We start from the raw sequence: 16473 nt of genomic DNA, 5'->3' as shown, positions 1-16473 counted from the left end.
GTGCTAATATGGTTTTCTCTGTTCGGGAGCATGTTAGATGAGCCGATTGACAATCGACATAACAGACCAGCAACATCAAAGCCTAAAGGCGCTCGCCGCTTTGCAGGGCAAGACAATCAAGCAGTACGCGCTTGAGCGCCTCTTTCCCGGTGACACAGATGGAGAACGAGCCTGGGAGGAGTTGAAGACGTTGATGAACACGCGCATCAATGACGGGCTCGCCGGAAAATTGTCGACCAAAACCGTAGGTGAGATCCTCGACGAGGAGATTGCCGAGGGTCGTGCTTGAGGGCCTACATTCTTACCGCAGAGGCGGAATCGGATCTACGTTCGGTAGTCCGCTATACACGTGCGCAATAGGGTACCGCTCAGGTACGCCGTTACGTCTCAGATTTGGAGCGAGGTATCGCAAACCTGACCGAGGGCAAAGGTCTTTTCAAGGATATGAGCGCGCTTCATCCGGCGTTACGAATGGCGCGGTGCGAACATCACTACGTCTTTTGTCTGCTTCGCGAGGATGCGCCCGCCTTGATTTTTCATGAACGAATGGATCTCATGCAGCGCTTGGCTGGCCATCTGAACGAATGATCTTTGGACGAAGGCGAGAGATTGCGCATGATCAATCGATCATTATTGTTGCGTAGTTAAAAGCGGGATCGCCAGTTCTGATCCTTCAAGGCGAAAAGCTCACGACAGAACGCGCTTTGTGACGCATGCCGCGACGTCGGCGACGCTCAGGCCATGATGAATTAGGTCCTCGCCGACCTGCACCCGCCATCGGGTGGCGTAACCAATCGGAGACTGCCCGATCGCGGCATGGAAGGCTTCGGCAAGGACGTGCGCGACATGCTGGCGACTTCGGCAAGCGCTTGTACGGTCCAGCTTCGCCCAGGTTCTGGGTGAATGCGGTTAAACGCCGCGCTGAGGCGCGGATTGGTTAGCGCGCCGATCCAGCCGCTCCTGGGCGCCGCTCGTCCCCGCGCGAACATGACTCTGGGATTCCCTAATTCTCATGAACTGGAAGACGGAGCAGCTATGGCGACGCCCTTCGCAGGAATCTTGCAATATCTCTTGAAAATCGGTGAATTGCTGCGACTTCATGCAAGAAGTCGCCGGAAGCTGCAACGAAGGAGCGATATTTTCCCTGTTTAGCCAAGTCATATAATTATTGCCCACACCGGAACCTTAGAATGTCGATGCGCGGCGATTTAAAGTATCGCGACCCGGGGCATCGAATATGCGAAGACGACTGATCTTGAATTTGGATCCTCTCATGGCCCCTCTTTCCGCCCACGCAGATGCCACCGCGCTTTCGGAGCTGATTTCGAGTAGGCAGGTCACATGTGAAGAGATCATGCGGGAGCATCTCGATCGTATCGCGAGGCTCAATCCTACCGTCAATGCAATTGTGTCCCTGCAGCCCGAAGATGAACTCCTAGCGCAAGCGCGCAACGCCGATATGGCGCTGTCACGTGGCGATCGACGCGGCTGGATGCATGGGCTCCCGATTGCGATCAAGGACCTATCCGCTACCGCCGGGATCCGCACGACGTATGGGTCGACCCTGCAAGCAACTAACGTGCCGGCCGAAGATGGCCTCATGGTAAAAAGGATTCGCGAAGCTGGTGCGATCATCATAGGTAAAACCAACACGCCTGAATTTGGTCTTGGCTCTCACACCTATAATCCGATTTTCGGCGTTACTCGCAACGCCTACGATCCGAATCTCAGTGCTGGAGGCTCTTCTGGCGGCGCGGCCGTCGCGCTCGCCCTGGACATGGTTCCCATCGCCGATGGTAGCGACATGATGGGGAGCCTGCGCAACCCGGCTGGCTGGAATAATGTTTTTGGCTTCCGCCCCTCGTTCGGACGTGTCCCGAGCGCGCCAAGTCCGGATGTCTTCCTGCATCAACTATCGACCAACGGACCGATGGCAAAGACTGCGCGTGATCTGGCGCGCTTCCTGGATGTCATTGCCGGCTACGCGCCAGAGGCTCCTCTGTCCCTGGAGGCCGAACCAGCGAGCTTTGCCGAAGGCTTGGACCGTGACGTCAAGGACTTGCGGATCGGTTGGATTGGGTCGTGGGGTGGTTACTACCCGACGGAGTGTGGCGTGCTGGAATTGACGCGAGCGGGGCTTGCAGCTCTCGCCGATCAGGGAGCAATGGTCGAGGACCTGACGCCCGAGTTCGAAGCCAACCGTCTGTGGGACGCCTGGCTGGTGCTCCGGCAATGGGCCGTTTCACAACGGCTGCAGCCACTGCTTGTCCGTGACGGATCAATCGAGCTTTTGAAACCCGAAGCTCGCTGGGAACTGGAGCAGGGCCTGCGGCTGAGCGCCGGTGACGTACACAGGGCAAGTGTGACTAGAAGCGATTGGGTGCGGTACCTCCAAAAGCTGTTCTCGCAGTTTGACGTCCTCGCCCTCCCGACAGCACAAATCTTCGCGTTTCCTGCTGAAATCACATGGCCCCGTTCTATAAACGATCATCAGATGGACACCTATCATCGATGGATGGAAATTGTCGTCCCCGGCAGTCTGTCCGGCCATCCCGTTGCCGCGGTTCCTGCAGGCTTCGATGAACGCGGTCGAGCAATAGGTATCCAACTGCTTGGACGAGCGAGGGCCGACCGCGAACTTCTGCAAATCGTCTCGTGCTTCGAACGCAATGCACCATGGATCCGTCAAGCGCCTGCGCGTTCGTCGCTCACCTCATCGTAAGGCGGAAGATAGCCAGTGCCCCAATGTCGTCGAAATCAGGTGTTAAGCCGATAATTAGTTGTCGATCGGAAGGGCGAAGCTCGCCTTGACCCTATCCATGACCACGAGCGTCTTAAACCCCTTGATGTCGTGGTTCTCGTAGAAGAAGCGCCGGGTGAATTGCTCATAGCCCTCCATATCCTTGGCGGTCACAACGAGAATAAAATCCGCATCGCCCGTCACGTAGTAGCCGATCATCACTTCACGCGTACTGCGGATTGCAGCCTTGAATCGGTCGACGATATCTGCGCGCTCCCGTTCGAGCGAAACCAGAACAATCATGGTGACGGACCGGCCGACCGCCTTGGGTGAGACGATCGAAACGTCTGCTTCGATAACACCTTCAGCCCGCAACCGCTTCAAACGGCGCTGGCAAGCCGTGGGCGACAGGTTTACCAACTCAGAAAGTTCTTCGGATGTCTGGCGATTGTTCTTTTGAACGGCATCCAGTAAGGCCGCATCTGCGCGGTCGAGTTCAATCATGATGACATCCTGCGCGAAGAGTTCCAATATTGCAGGAATCCTGCGTACAGCGCACGAATGTCGCTGTCAAACGGCTCGTTCAACTGGTTAAGCTGTGGCCATCATCTCGTCGCCACCTCGGCAGCACGGGACATCCCTCTTATCCCGAAAGCGACGACGGAAAGGGCAACCAATGACCATCAACATCAAAGACATCGCCGAGAAGGACCGCAACTCGGTCCTGCATCCCTTCACGCAGTTGAAGGATTTTGCCACCGGCAAGCTTGGCGACCCGACGATCGTCGAGACCGGCAAGGGGATCCGCATCCAGGATGCCCATGGCAACCAGCTGATCGACGGCTTTGCCGGTCTCTATTGCGTCAACGTCGGTTATGGTCGCACCGAGGTCGCCGAGGCGATTTCGCGTCAGGCGTATCGTATGGCCTATTACCATTCCTACGCCGCGCACACGACCGATGAGCTTGCGATCCTCTCCGACCGTCTCGTCAAGATGGCGCCTGGCAAGATGAGCAAGGTGTTCTATGGCATGTCCGGTTCGGACGCCAATGAAACCCAGGCCAAGCTCGTCTGGTACTACAACAATCTGCGCGGCAAGCCGACGAAGAAGAAGATCATTTCGCGCGAACGCGGCTATCACGGCTGCAGCGTCGTCTCCGGCTCGATGACCGGGATGAGCTTCTACCACGACCATATGGATCTGCCGCTGCCGCAGATTGATCATACCGGTGTTCCGCACCACTATTGGGGCGCCAATCCCGGCGAAACCGAGCGGGAATTCTCGGCCCGTCGTGCCGCCGAGCTCGACGACATGATTGAGACGCTCGGACCCGACAATGTCGGCGCCTTCATCGCCGAGCCAGTGCTGGGTACTGGCGGCATCACGCCACCGCCGGAAGGTTATTGGCAAGCTATCCAGGCCGTGCTGAAAAAGCACGACGTTCTGCTGATCGCCGATGAAGTCATTACCGGCTTCGGCCGCACCGGCTCGATGTTCGGCTCGCAGCATTACGGCATTGAACCTGACCTGATCACAGTCGCCAAGGGCCTGACTTCGGCCTACTTCCCGTTATCGGCTTCGATCGTCGGTGAGAAGGTCTACAAGGTCATGGAAGAAGGGGCCGACAGGGTCGGCGCCTTCTCGCACGGCTACACCTATTCCGGCCATCCGATCGGCGCGGCCGCCGCCAATGCGGTGCTCGACATCGTCGAGAAGGAAAACCTGCCCGGCAACGCCCGCGAAGTCGGCGCCTATTTCCAGGCGCAGCTCAAGGAGAAGTTCGCACAGCTGGCGATCGTCGGTGAAGTGCGCGGCGTTGGCCTGATGGGCGCGATCGAATTTGTTGGCGACCGCGAAAACAAGAAGCGCTTTGACCCGTCGCTGAAGGTCGGGGCCCGCGTTTCCAAGGCGGCTCGCGACCGCGGCCTCATCGCCCGCGCCATGCCGCATGGCGACATCCTGGGCTTTGCACCGCCGCTCGTCATCACCAAGGAAGAAGTCGACGAGATCGTCTCTATCGCTGAGAAGGCAGTCCGCTCCGTAATGGACGACCTGGTGCGCGACGGCCAGAAGATCTAAGTGAACGCGGCCGCTACGGCCGCGACGCCATTCAGACAGTGCAGATATCATTTGAACTGGGGCAGGGCTGGCTCAATGAGCCAGCCCTGATGGATGAACTCGTCCTCCGCCTGGAGGCGTACCAAGGGAATTGAGAGCCGGCCATGACCGCTGCGAAACTTCATGTCACGACTAGCCAAATGTCGATTACCGTCCACAGCCCCTTCGACGGATCCGTCGTCGGAACGGTTGAGGCGACGGACGAAAGCGAAGTCGAAACTCTTCTTGCGCGCGCCCGTGGCGGTGCCGAGCTGTCGCGCGGGCTTGCAAGGCATCAGCGCGCGAGCATTCTCGAAGGTGCTGCGCAGATCATCGAAGGCAGCCGCGATCGGTTTGCCGAAATGATTGTCCGTGAAGCTGGGAAGACGATTGTCCAGGCCCGTAAGGAGGTCCTTCGCTGCGTCAACACTCTGAAGCTGTCGGCGGAAGAGGCAAAGCGGAACGCCGGGGAGATTGTCCCCTTCGACGCATACGCGGGATCGGAGCAGCGGCAGGGGTGGTTCAGCCGTGAGCCGCTGGGCATCATAACAGCCATCACGCCCTACAACGACCCGCTGAACCTCGTCGCTCACAAGCTCGGCCCGGCCATCGCCGGTGGTAATGCCGTGCTGTTGAAGCCGTCGGAGTTGACGCCGCTGTCTGCGATCAACCTTGTTAACGCGCTTCGCGAGGCAGGCTTGCCCGACGAGGTCATCACGGTGGCGGTTGGTGGAACCGACCTCGGCCGGGCCTTGGTCGCTGCGCGTGAGGTACGTATGGTGTCGTTCACTGGCGGCTTTGCCACTGGCGAAGCCATCAGCCGCACGGCAGGCTTGAAGAAGCTTTCGATGGAACTTGGCGGGAATGCGCCCGTGATCGTCATGGGTGATTGCGACTTCGATAAGGCTGTCGAGGCTTGCGTTTCCGGGGCCTTCTGGGCTGCAGGCCAAAACTGCATCGGAGCCCAGCGTGTACTCGTGCAGGCCGGAATCTATGATCGTTTCCGCGACGCTTTCGTGGCCGCGACGAAGAAGCTCAAGGCTGGCGATCCCATGAGAGAGGACACCGATGTCGGTCCGATGATCGCGAAAAAGGTCGCCGAATGCACCGAAGCAGCCGTCAATGACGCCATCGCCGCCGGCGCGAAGCTGCTCTGCGGTCACAAGCGCGAAGGATCGCTATATCACCCGACCGTGCTTGACGGCACGCCGGTCACTTGCCGCCTGTGGCACGAGGAGGTGTTCGCCCCCGTGGTCATGCTTGCTCCGTTCGAGACGCTCGATGAAGCGGTCGAGCTGGCCAACGAACCCGAATACAGCCTGCATGCTGGCATCTTCACAAGCAACCTCAATGTCGCACTTGACGCCGCAGGCAGGATTGAAGCAGGCGGTGTGATGATCAACGATAGCTCAGACTACCGCTTCGATGCCATGCCATTCGGCGGCTCCAAATACGGCAGCATGGGCCGGGAAGGCGTGCGCTTCGCTTATGAGGAGATGACGCAGCCGAAGGTCGTTTGCATCAACCGCGGGTGAGTGATCGCGAACTGGTTTTCCATCAACTGCAGCTCGCGACAGACGGCATCGGTGTTTAGCTGATCCGGTGGACGACGAGTGCAACGTCGTCGAGGATAAGATGTCTAACGACAGTCGTATTGAATATGATCCCCTGGGTGCCATAAGTGTACCATCGAACCGCTATTTTGGAGCACAGACAGCAAGAGCGATCGGGAATTTTCCGATCTCAGGAATTGCGATCAGAAGCATGCCGTTCGTCATTGAAGCGCTGGCTCACGTCAAAATGGCGGCAGCGCAGGCCAATTTCGAAGAGGGCTTGCTGTCAGAAGCCAAGCGCGACGCCATACTTCAAGCCTGCCGAGAGGTGCTTGCCGGTGAACACGACGAGGAATTTCTCGTCGATGTGTTCCAGGGTGGTGCCGGCACCTCTACGAACATGAACATGAATGAAGTGCTTGCCAACCGCGCGAGCGAGATTTTAGGTGGCGCAAGAGGGGAGGGGCGGCTCGTTCACCCGAATGACGACGTCAACAGGTCTCAGTCAACGAATGATGCCTATGCCACGGCCGTACGCCTGTCGATCATTCCGGCAAGCGTTGCGCTGCGGGACGCACTCACGTTGCTTGTCGCAGCCCTGAACGAAAAGGCGGAGCAGTTCCGCGATATCAGGAAGCTTGGTCGCACACAGTTGCAGGACGCCGTCCCCATGACACTCGGCCAGGAATTCGCGGCATTCGCTACGACCCTTCTGGAAGATTGCGAACGGCTGATCGAAACCGAGCGCCTGTTTCTCGAAGTCAATCTTGGCGGGACGGCGATCGGGACCGGCGTCGCGGCCTCCTCCTCCTATCGCACTCGCGCGCTCGGGCACCTTGCCAAAAACACCGGCCTTCCGGTCATCGGAAGCAAGGATCTGCTGGAGGCGAGCTGGGATATGGGAGCCTTCATGCTCCATATGGGGATGCTGAAGCGCGCCGCGGCCAAGCTGTCCAAGATCGCCAACGACTTCCGGCTGCTGTCGAGCGGTCCGCGCGGCGGGATCGGCGAAATCATTCTGCCCGCCCTGCAGCCCGGCTCGTCGTTGATGCCGGGGAAGATCAATCCCGTTGCCGCCGAAGCGCTGAACCAGGTCTGCTTCTACGTCTATGGCATGGACACGACCGTCGGGATTGCCGCCGAGGCCGGACAGTTGCAGCTCAATGCCATGGAGCCCGTGATCATATTCAGCATCCACAACGCCATGAGCCTCCTTGGTAACGCGGTGCTCAGCTTCGCGCGGACGTGTGTTGAAGGTGTCCAGGCCAACGCCGCCAGATGCGAAGCGAACCTCACAAGCAGCACGGCCTTCGCAACGGAACTCGTCACAACGATCGGCTACGAAGCCGCGGCCGAGCTCGTCAAGGAGAAGCTGACGGGCTAAATACTGCAAGCTTTCGCGCAGCAGCAATGAAGCGCTAAATCCCGACACATAAAGCGGAAGGCTATGGTCGGCAGATGAAAGGTCGAGAAGTTTTTCGCCAAAAATGGCCTCAGAGGCGTATTGCGGCACGCTTTGACGATGTGTCGACAGCTATTGTTCATTGCCGCTTCTCTCATCTCGGCCGCGCCTCGACGACGTCTGGTTAGTAGATCACCGTCAGTCAACTGAAAGCGCTGACATCCGACCATACTTTCGTATCGCTCGCACCGATACACCTGGTTTTCGTTGAGCACACGCACAACGCGCCGTGCCAGCGTTCGATTGGAAACAAAGAACAGGAAAGACACCGGCTCGTTGACATCGCCATACCGGATGATTGGCGCCTGGGATCCGAATCTCTCCTTCTGGACAATTTGCATCGCGGCGATCACATCGGTGATCGGGCTCAAACGGAACCTAGCAGCAAGCTGGTTTCGGTTGTCGCCACGCCGTCGATGCTTCGAACTTCGCGCAGTACCCGGTCAAAATCCGCCAGCGTTTCCGCGCGGAGTTCTGCTACATAATCCCACACACCATTTGTCGTGTAGAGCGCGACGACCTCCGGCAAGCCATTCAGCGCCTTTATGAGAGCTGCGGGCTTTTTGCCAGACGTCTTGATGTTCATCATCGCACGCAAAACGTTCGCGTCGACCTCCTCGCGTGTGCGGACCGTAAATCCGCGGATCGCGTTCGAGCTGATGAGCTTATCCAGCCTCTTTTGAATGGTGCCTCTCGACACGTCGAGCTTGGCCGCCAGCATCGCTACGGGCATCCGCCCGTCCAGCCGGAGCTGCGCGATCAGTTTTCTATCCAAGTCGTCCATCCAAGCTCCATGCAGCAATTTGTATGTCATCGTAGCGCATAATGCGCAAAAAAAGAAGCTTTTAGCGAGCACATGTGTGCTTTACGGTCAGCAAACCGAGGCGCTATCTTGGTCTTCAACGGATTGGAGGAGGTCTTGGTAACAATGCAGGGAAACGCGGTTTCGCTTACCAGTGTGGACGGCTCCTCTCCGGCGTTGGACGCAGCTCGAGTGCAAAAGATACTGCAGGCCGTTGAAGAGAGTTTCGACCGCCAAGTGGCCTTCCTTACGCAAATTGTCCAGTCGCCCTCTCTTCGGGGGAACGAGGCGGGCGTGCAGAATATCGTTGCAGAGGCATTGTCTGAACGTGGTTACAGGGTGCACCGGTTCGCTATTGATGAAGCGCTGATTGGTGTGGATCCAGCGTTCTCACCGATGAACACCCAGCTTGAGGATACGGGGATCGTTATCGGCACACACGAGCCGGAGCGTGGTGGCGGCAGGTCGCTGGCACTCAACGCCCATGTCGACGTCGTGCCTACCGGTCCGGAGAAACGTTGGAAGTATCCGCCGTATTCCGCGACGCGTGAAGGCGACTGGCTTTATGGTCGCGGTGCCGGAGATATGAAGGCCGGGCTCTGTGCCAACCTGTTCGCGATAGACGCACTCGAGGCGGCCGGGTTAAAGCTTAAAGGCCAGGTTCAAATCCAGTCCGTGATCGAAGAGGAGGTGACGGGCAACGGGGCCGCAATGGTGCTGGCTGCAGGCTACAGGGCCGATGCAGTTCTGATCTCTGAACCGACGGACGAAAAGCTGGTTGCAGCCAATACCGGGGTGATGAAATTCGCAATCACGGTACAAGGCGTGCCAGCGCATCCCTTCGAGGTTGCGCGGGGTAGGAGCGCGATCGATGTCGCTCATCGGGCGATAGAACAGCTTCGCGCTCTGGAAAGCCGATGGAGAAGCCAGCACGCGTCAGCAGGCGATCTGTTCGATGCCGTCGACAATCCCATCGCATTGACCATCGGAACGATCTCGGGCGGCGAATGGCTTGCATCGGTACCAAGCGAATGCCGTTTCGAAGGCCGAATTGGATTTTATCCAGACGAAGATGTCTCGGTGCGCGCGAAGGAGTTCGAGGAATTCGTCGACAACGCGTTTCAGACGGATGAGTTTCTCGCTGGATGTCCGCGTCCCGAGATCGAATGGGTCGGTGTCAAGCAAGGTGGATTCGTACTTGAGCCGGGTTCGCAGGCCGAAAGCTGCCTTGCGACGGCCCATCGTACGGCTGATGGCGAGGGCCGGTCTCTCGAAAGGTTCGTAATGCCCTGCTATCTCGATGCGTCCGTCTTTGCCCGGCATGGCGGCATCACCAGTCTTGTATACGGACCTGTTGCCGAGGCCATCCATGCCGTGGACGAGCGCGTCAGCCTCGCATCCCTCAAGCGCGTCACCAAGACGATCGCCTTGTTTGCAGCAGCCTGGTGCGGCGTTGAAGATGCCTGATATCTGACGAGCCAGGCTGTCCGGACGGCCGTGGTCAGAACCACTCGACATTCCTGAATTATCGAACTCAGCCGTAACGCAAATTGCGGCGAGGAGGGCTGCTGTGTCGGCGCTCCTCTTATACCGGGCACACTGGAGGGCGTGCTCACGTCACAACCCAACCTGACCGAATGGGAGGATTTGAAATGAAGGGCTTCATTACTGCGCTGTGCACCGGCGCGTTCGTTTCGTTGATGTCGTTGTCGGTTCCGGCATTTGCCGAGGATGTAACCGTCGCCACCGTCGCCGACTTCGTGCCGTTCGAATTCAAGGACGGCGACAAATATACGGGCTTCGATATCGAGCTTTGGGATGCCATCGCCAAGGATATCGGCATCACCTACAAGCTGCAGCCGATGGACTTCAACGGGATCCTGCCCGCGCTCCAGACAAAACAGGTCGATGTCGGCATTGCTGGTATCACGATCACCAAGGAACGTGGAAAGGTCATCGATTTTTCTGACGGCTACTACACCAGCGATCTGACATTCATGGTGCCGATCAATAGCAAGGTCAGCAGCCCCGCCGACCTCGAAGGAAAGGTTCTTGCCGTCAAGACGGGGACGACCAGCGAGGCCTACGCCAAGAAGAACCTGCCGAAAACGCAGCTTCGGCAGTTCCCGAATGGCGACAACATGTTCTTGGAAGTCGTGACCGGCAGGGCCGACGCCGCACTCCATGACAAGCCGAACATTCTCTACTTCATCAAGACCAACGGCCAGGGCAAGGTCAGAGCCATCGGCGATGCGAAGCAGTCGGAGGAATATGGGATTACCTTCCCCAAGGGCAGTGACCTTCGCGACAAGGTCAATGTTTCGCTCGCCAAGCTGAAGGCCAACGGAACCTACGACGCAATCTACAAGAAGTGGTTCAACTGAAGGTCAGCGGCTTAAGGCCGCTGAATTTCCTGGAGCTAGGAAGATGTCATGCGGAGAAGGCTCCGCATGACGCTTCACAGGGGGACAAATGGAACTTGATTGGTCTGTCGTAGCGACAGCTTTGCCAGAGCTTCTGGCGGGCGCCCGGATTACCATCGTTATCGCACTCATCGGCCTCTTCGGCGGATCCGCTGTCGGTGCCTTCGCGGGCCTCTGCCGCGTTTATGGCGGTATCGTACTGAACGCGATCGCATTCGTATATGTCGAGGCGATCCGTGGCACGCCCATGCTGGTGCAGGTGATGTTCATTTACTTCGCCTTGCCGCTGCTGGTCGATATCCGGATCGACCCCTTCCTTGCAGCGGTCATCGCGGTCGTCATCAATTCGGGCGCTTACATCGCCGAGATTTTCCGCAGCGCTCTGCTTTCGATCAACAAGGGACTGACGGAAGCCGGCTTGGCGCTCGGCATGCCGGGCTGGAAGGTTCTCACGAACATTGTCGGCCCGTTGGCATTGCGGCGTGTCTTTGCACCGCTCGGAAACCAGTTTATCGTCAGCATCAAGGACACGTCGCTCTTTATCGTCATCGGTGTGGCCGAGCTTACACGGGCGGGCCAGGAAATCATGGCGACCAATTTCAGAGCAGTCGAAATCTGGAGCGCGGTGGCGGTCATCTATCTCATCATGACCGGTGTGTTGTCGTTTCTGTTGCGGGTCACGGAAAAAAGGATGCGCGTGCTATGAGTATGGTCCAGTTCAAGAATGTGACCAAGGCGTTTGGCAGCATCAAGGTGCTGACCAATGTGGATCTGGAAATTCGCAAGGGCGAGGTCGTGGTTCTCATTGGCCCCTCGGGATCGGGAAAATCGACCCTCCTGAGATGTATCAATTCTTTGGAGAGAATAAACGGCGGCGATCTCATTGTTGACGGGATCAGTGTCCATGCCGGCAAGAACAAGGTGCGGTTGATCAGGCAGGAAGCCGGAATGGTTTTCCAGCAGTTCAATCTCTTTCCGCAGTTGACGGCGCTACAGAATGTTGCATGCGGTCCCCGGTGGGTCAGGGGTGTAGCGAAACGCGAAGCCGAGGAACTCGCCCGTGACCTTTTGGAAAAAGTCGGTCTTCTTGAGAGGGCCAATCATTTCCCGGCGGAACTATCCGGTGGGCAGCAGCAGCGGGTCGCCATCGCTCGTGCTTTGGCCGTCAAGCCGAAGATCATGCTGTTTGATGAACCGACCTCAGCTCTTGATCCGGAGCTCCGGCATGAGGTCCTTCGTGTCATGCAGTCTCTCGCGGAGGAGGGCATGACGATGGTCGTCGTGACCCATGAAATCGGCTTCGCCCGAAAGGTTGGCACCCGGCTGATCTTTATGGAGGGTGGTCGAATCTTGGTCGATGGTGACCCGAAGGTGCTGCTGGATAATCCGGAGAACCCGCGCCTCAAGGACTTCCTCCAACATGTCCATTAGGCAGAAAAGGTCAATCACGCACCGGATATTTCGCTGGCCCGCACCCTCCGAAGCGCGATGAAGGCGAGATCAGGATCTCAATCTGTGGAAGGCGATCGACGAGGCGCTGAACAAATGCACGGCGTTGACGGTCGCATGGGTTAGGGCCATGTCAGCATTGAAGGAAACGAGCGCACCGACGAGCTGTCATTGAGCGGCCGTGCGCAACCGATGGAAGCCGCGGATCTTGCAGATCCGATCGGTGATTACCTCGATGCTGATTATCGCGCGATCATGGGGGGCGGGCGTGATCTGCCTCGTCAAAGATATAGACGTCACCTTCGTCGAGCGCTGCAATGAATGCCATTCGCGCTTCCTCGGCATTCATCCTTCCGTTATGCGCCGCCAGCAGTGCGCTCTTGCCGGCTTGAAAGGCTTTGCCGTCTTCAAACCTCGGCCATCCGTTCAGCATGTAGTCGGCGGCGCGCTCTACATTCGAGATCACGAGCCGTGCGCCAGACTGCCGCGTTTCGACTATCACCGACTTTTTCCACCAGTGGGCCATGTGCATTCTCCTTGCAGTCGTGAACGGGCGGAAGTACGGAATGTTCCGGAGGGTTGCTGGTGAACAGATCACCCAATGGCCTAAACGTTCACAGGTTCCTCGAAGGCTACGGCGTCGAGGTCCATCTTTATCGCGAAAGCAAGACCCCGCGGCCGGAAACGTCGCATATGGCAGTCGTCAGATCGGCCGGCTCATCAAGAAAGACTCCGATCGCGCCAGCCAAGTCGTACGTTGCATCCAGAGCAGCAACGCTACCTGTTCGATGATGCACGGTCTGGTCGGTATGGTGTTTTCTCACAGCCCATTTCCCGCGCAGCCAATGGCTGCGATCAAGGCCTTTTCCACAAAAAAGCCCCCGGCTACTTGCGTTTCAGCGGGAGGAGGAAATATGGCAGAATGCGCGAATGAATGATCAAAGGCAAAACTGGGAGTCACAAACTCTTTCCGAGCAGTTTTGGTATGTTTATTTCCGTGAGGATCAATGGCCAGTATTTTACCATGAAGGGGTTCGCAGAAAGCGGCCATGCACCGGCAGGTCTGGCGAGGTTGCGTTCGTCGTGAACGCTTGCTACCAACTGGGCTGACGGTCCGACTCCGTTCAACTGCTTTTAGCGAAATATCTATCGTTTATCGATCCGGAGTTTTCCTTAACTTGGCAATCCGTCCTCGGTCTTCGGACGGAGGACTGTGTAGGAAGCTGTTCAGGGTAAGCATATATCGCAGCTGTAGCCGATTGGCCGTCGCTCATACTCACCGATAAGGCGAATAACATTGCCGCCGGGGGCCGTTATAAGGCTGGAACGTATTGTCGTAGGCCCGATATGATCTATAGCGCGAGTAGCACCAGCTGGTGTGCCCGCCTCTGCCAACATAGGCGCGCTGTTGTGAGGCGATAATTCCGCCTATGATGGCGCCGGCTGCGAGACCGCCGATGATCGCGCCGGCATTGTCATGATGGTGATCGCGATAGTAGCGACGGCCATAGTATCCACCCCGGCCGTAATATCCGCGATGGCGGTCGCCGTAATGCCGGCGGTGCCAATAGTCGCGGTTCCATTCGCCGCGCATATTGCCACGGTCGCCTCGGTACTGGATATTCTGAACGTCGGACATTTGCGCCTGGCGTAGGTTGATAATTGGGAAGGCTTCGGCGGGTGTGACAACACTGCTAAACGCGGTCACACACGACAAAGCTACAATAGCGAGCCTGATCATGTTGTTTACCTCACTTCCCTAAACGTGAGACATTCTCGGAGGTTCCAGAGACAGGCGCGGAACGCAGTTTGATGGCTTCGCGCGAAATCGATCGTTCTTTTAGAACGCATCGGGATTTGCATGTAGCTCGCCAAGTGCGTCATAGCCCGTGCGCAGTTCAGTGACTAAAGCGCCGCACCTGGAGCGGCCATGTCGCTACCGACATGAATTCCTTCATCACAATCGTCATGATTAGTAACGGGCGAGGTCGACGGTTATGCTCCGGCTTCGCGCGCCGATCACGCAAACGTCATCGTTGCGTGCCCGGGTCGACCTTTTCCGCAAGCCAGATCTTGATGAGCGATTGGTAGGGTACGTCCCGTTTACCCGCCGCGACCTTGATCCGTTCAAGCAGCGCGTTCGGCAGCCGCAGCGAGATTGATGTCGAAGATGGTTTCAGGTTCGGCATGCGCACGCGTTCAGCCTTGCTCCAGTCTACATGATCGTCGGAATCCTGACTTTCCCAAAAGGCGCGTTCTTCCGCTTCCGTCTTGAATTCCGGTACTGGCTTAAACGTCTTGCTCATAATAGCTTCGCTCCTTGCGGCTCATATCCCGGGCCGAGATCACCCGTATCTTCGTTTGGTTATGCCGAAGCGTGAAGGTGATATGCAGCAGTCTTCCATCGTCGGTGCGCCCGAGAGCGTGGATGCGTCGCTCTTCCGCGCTATGCCTCGCGTCGGGAACCATCAGTAGCGGCTCGTTAAAAAACACCTGCTCCGCTTCGCCCTGGGCGACGTGATGCTTTTCAGCGCTTTTGCGGGCGCTTCCCGCGTCCCAGTCGAAGCCGGTGATCTGGTCCCAACTAATCATCGATGTATATTGCCATAATATACATCGATTTCAAGAGAACGACAGAGAAAGGGAAAAGCGAGGGATATACCCCCGTCCACTCCGCAGGCCGACGCGTCGATGCAGACGGCCATCAAGCCATTGGCATCTGCAGTCGCATCATCGATGCGCCGCAGGGCGATCGTCGCCGATCCAGCCGAAATCGCATCGGTGTGCAAGGTTCAGGCAGCAAATTCACATCCTGGACCGCGGCCGGGACGGCGCCTACGGGCTCGCTGCGGCAATGGTGTTGCCCAGCGTATTGCATGTCCTTCGGTAAAAGCAAAAGTGTGAGCCATGTCTTCGGTACAATTCGTCACCTATTTCTTATATGTGGACGGCCCTGGGCGTACTGGCGGCTACTGCGAGACGCGCCGAGGAGGGCAGGCGGGAGTTCGACCAGTTCTCGCTCTCAAGGCTCCGTTCGACTCGGCAACCATTGGACCAATGCCCCTCACCGGAACTATTTGCCACGTGCTCTGTTGAGCATTTCACTAACAGAGGAGAAGCAACAATGGCAACTGACCCACGTGATAACCTGGTCGCTTGGCTTCGCGACGCTCATGCGATGGAGGAGCAGGCGATCACCATGCTAAATTCCCAGCTCAAGCGCCTGGAGCACTATCCGGCACTGAAAGCGAGGATCGGCCAGCACATCGATGAGACGAAGCGCCAGGAACAAGTCTTACAGGCATGCTTAGACCGAGTTGGCGGCGGATCTTCTTCGCTAAAGGACGCAGCCGGCAAATTGACGGCGATGGCTCAGGGAATGAGCGGCGTGTTCGCCAGCGACGAGGTGGTCAAGGGCTCGCTCGCCAGCTACACGTTTGAGCATATGGAGATTGCAAGCTATCGCATACTAATTGCGGCGGCCGAGGCCGTCGGTGATGCCCAAACGAAAGCGGCTTGCGAACGCATTCTGGCAGAGGAAATCGCCATGGCGGACTGGCTGTCTGACCATATGGATGACATCACTCGGCAGTTCCTGTCGCGAGACGAAGCGGGCCTGACCGCCAAGCGCTGACTAATTCACCGGAGAGCGTGATGGGCTTGAAAGGAGGCGGCGATTGCCGCCGCTGCGAACGGAAATCGCGCTGTAATCAAGCTTTCCAGTGCGGCAGCTCATTGGTCTCTGCAATGAAGTGTGCCTAACGACATTCTTTTTTCCTCAATAGATCGTTGCGGTACCTTTAGGCTGATGCTCAACCCGATCGGATTCCATCCGTCCTGGCTTTCAAGACGCTCACCGTTGCGGCGGTAATGATATTGCTGTTCTTCCTTGGCTATTCGGTGGCGAAGATCGCTATCCTCGCGAGCGGTTTTCCTGGTCACGCGG

Annotated in this window: 16 protein-coding genes and 1 pseudogene; 11 read left to right on the top strand and 6 right to left on the bottom strand. The window is 57.7% G+C overall.

Features of this window, described 5'->3' with window-relative positions; translation table 11 throughout:
• Nucleotides 1-37 precede the first annotated feature (37 nt).
• From NXC24_RS23620 to NXC24_RS23610, 3 genes and pseudogenes are all read left to right on the top strand, one after another.
• Nucleotides 38-289 carry an antitoxin gene (locus tag NXC24_RS23620; protein WP_104825847.1) on the top strand — a complete coding sequence of 84 codons (252 nt, stop codon included), beginning with the start codon at nt 38-40 and terminating at the stop codon, nt 287-289.
• A pseudogene (locus NXC24_RS35890) lies at nt 286-588 on the top strand (type II toxin-antitoxin system RelE/ParE family toxin). The gene NXC24_RS23620 and the pseudogene NXC24_RS35890 overlap by 4 nt, the downstream one beginning before the upstream one ends.
• A gap of 685 nt (nt 589-1273) precedes the next feature.
• A complete protein-coding gene (locus tag NXC24_RS23610) occupies nt 1274-2722 on the top strand; it encodes an amidase (RefSeq protein WP_158704542.1) in 1449 nt (482 codons plus the stop codon).
• Between the two features lie 54 nt (nt 2723-2776).
• On the opposite strand, the gene NXC24_RS23605 is transcribed toward NXC24_RS23610, so the two are convergent.
• Entirely contained in the window at nt 2777-3244 is a 468-nt protein-coding gene (locus tag NXC24_RS23605) for an Lrp/AsnC family transcriptional regulator (protein ID WP_104825948.1), read from the bottom strand.
• 172 nt (nt 3245-3416) lie between these two features.
• Between NXC24_RS23605 and NXC24_RS23600 the strand changes: the two genes are divergently transcribed.
• The 3 genes from NXC24_RS23600 to NXC24_RS23590 all read left to right on the top strand — a co-directional run bounded on the left by NXC24_RS23600 (nt 3417) and on the right by NXC24_RS23590 (nt 7775).
• Nucleotides 3417-4820: an aspartate aminotransferase family protein gene (locus NXC24_RS23600; protein ID WP_104825845.1), complete on the top strand. Its 1404-nt coding sequence runs from the start codon at nt 3417-3419 to the stop codon at nt 4818-4820.
• A 143-nt stretch (nt 4821-4963) separates the two neighbouring features.
• Entirely contained in the window at nt 4964-6373 is a 1410-nt protein-coding gene (locus NXC24_RS23595; protein ID WP_104825844.1) for an aldehyde dehydrogenase family protein, read from the top strand.
• Nucleotides 6374-6473: 100 nt separating this feature from the next.
• Nucleotides 6474-7775 carry an aspartate ammonia-lyase gene (locus NXC24_RS23590; RefSeq protein ID WP_104825843.1) on the top strand — a complete coding sequence of 434 codons (1302 nt, stop codon included), beginning with the start codon at nt 6474-6476 and terminating at the stop codon, nt 7773-7775.
• Between the two features lie 445 nt (nt 7776-8220).
• On the opposite strand, the gene NXC24_RS23580 is transcribed toward NXC24_RS23590, so the two are convergent.
• The gene (locus NXC24_RS23580) at nt 8221-8637 is read right to left on the bottom strand and encodes an Lrp/AsnC family transcriptional regulator (protein ID WP_245464038.1); all 417 of its coding nucleotides are present in this window, start codon (nt 8635-8637) and stop codon (nt 8221-8223) included.
• Between the two features lie 210 nt (nt 8638-8847).
• Between NXC24_RS23580 and NXC24_RS23575 the strand changes: the two genes are divergently transcribed.
• From NXC24_RS23575 to glnQ, 4 genes are all read left to right on the top strand, one after another.
• A complete protein-coding gene (locus NXC24_RS23575; RefSeq protein WP_245464037.1) occupies nt 8848-10122 on the top strand; it encodes an ArgE/DapE family deacylase in 1275 nt (424 codons plus the stop codon).
• A gap of 185 nt (nt 10123-10307) precedes the next feature.
• Nucleotides 10308-11039 carry a glutamine ABC transporter substrate-binding protein GlnH gene (gene glnH / locus NXC24_RS23570; protein ID WP_104825839.1) on the top strand — a complete coding sequence of 244 codons (732 nt, stop codon included), beginning with the start codon at nt 10308-10310 and terminating at the stop codon, nt 11037-11039.
• Between the two features lie 88 nt (nt 11040-11127).
• Nucleotides 11128-11784 carry a glutamine ABC transporter permease GlnP gene (gene glnP / locus NXC24_RS23565; RefSeq protein ID WP_104825838.1) on the top strand — a complete coding sequence of 219 codons (657 nt, stop codon included), beginning with the start codon at nt 11128-11130 and terminating at the stop codon, nt 11782-11784.
• Nucleotides 11781-12509 carry a glutamine ABC transporter ATP-binding protein GlnQ gene (gene glnQ / locus NXC24_RS23560; RefSeq protein ID WP_104825837.1) on the top strand — a complete coding sequence of 243 codons (729 nt, stop codon included), beginning with the start codon at nt 11781-11783 and terminating at the stop codon, nt 12507-12509. Before glnP ends, glnQ begins: the two co-directional genes overlap by 4 nt.
• 271 nt (nt 12510-12780) lie before the next feature.
• On the opposite strand, the gene NXC24_RS23555 is transcribed toward glnQ, so the two are convergent.
• The 4 genes from NXC24_RS23555 to NXC24_RS23540 form a co-directional block, all read right to left on the bottom strand.
• A complete protein-coding gene (locus NXC24_RS23555; protein ID WP_158704541.1) occupies nt 12781-13053 on the bottom strand; it encodes a DUF982 domain-containing protein in 273 nt (90 codons plus the stop codon).
• 750 nt (nt 13054-13803) lie between these two features.
• Entirely contained in the window at nt 13804-14268 is a 465-nt protein-coding gene (locus NXC24_RS23550) for a BA14K family protein (protein WP_104825835.1), read from the bottom strand.
• A gap of 289 nt (nt 14269-14557) precedes the next feature.
• Complete coding sequence (locus NXC24_RS23545) at nt 14558-14833, bottom strand: BrnA antitoxin family protein (protein ID WP_104825834.1); 276 nt, start codon at nt 14831-14833, stop codon at nt 14558-14560.
• Nucleotides 14817-15119 (bottom strand): BrnT family toxin, encoded by a 303-nt coding sequence (locus NXC24_RS23540; protein WP_104825833.1) that lies wholly within the window; start codon nt 15117-15119, stop codon nt 14817-14819. The genes NXC24_RS23545 and NXC24_RS23540 overlap by 17 nt, the downstream gene beginning before the upstream one ends.
• Before the next feature lie 532 nt (nt 15120-15651).
• On the opposite strand from NXC24_RS23540, the gene NXC24_RS23530 reads away from it, so the two are divergent.
• Nucleotides 15652-16161 (top strand): DUF892 family protein, encoded by a 510-nt coding sequence (locus tag NXC24_RS23530; RefSeq protein ID WP_104825831.1) that lies wholly within the window; start codon nt 15652-15654, stop codon nt 16159-16161.
• The last annotated feature ends 312 nt before the right edge of the window (nt 16162-16473 follow it).

Origin of the sequence: Rhizobium sp. NXC24 (genome assembly GCF_002944315.1) — a bacterium.
GTDB lineage: Bacteria > Pseudomonadota > Alphaproteobacteria > Rhizobiales > Rhizobiaceae > Rhizobium.
This window is presented reverse-complemented; position numbering and strand designations above follow the sequence as displayed.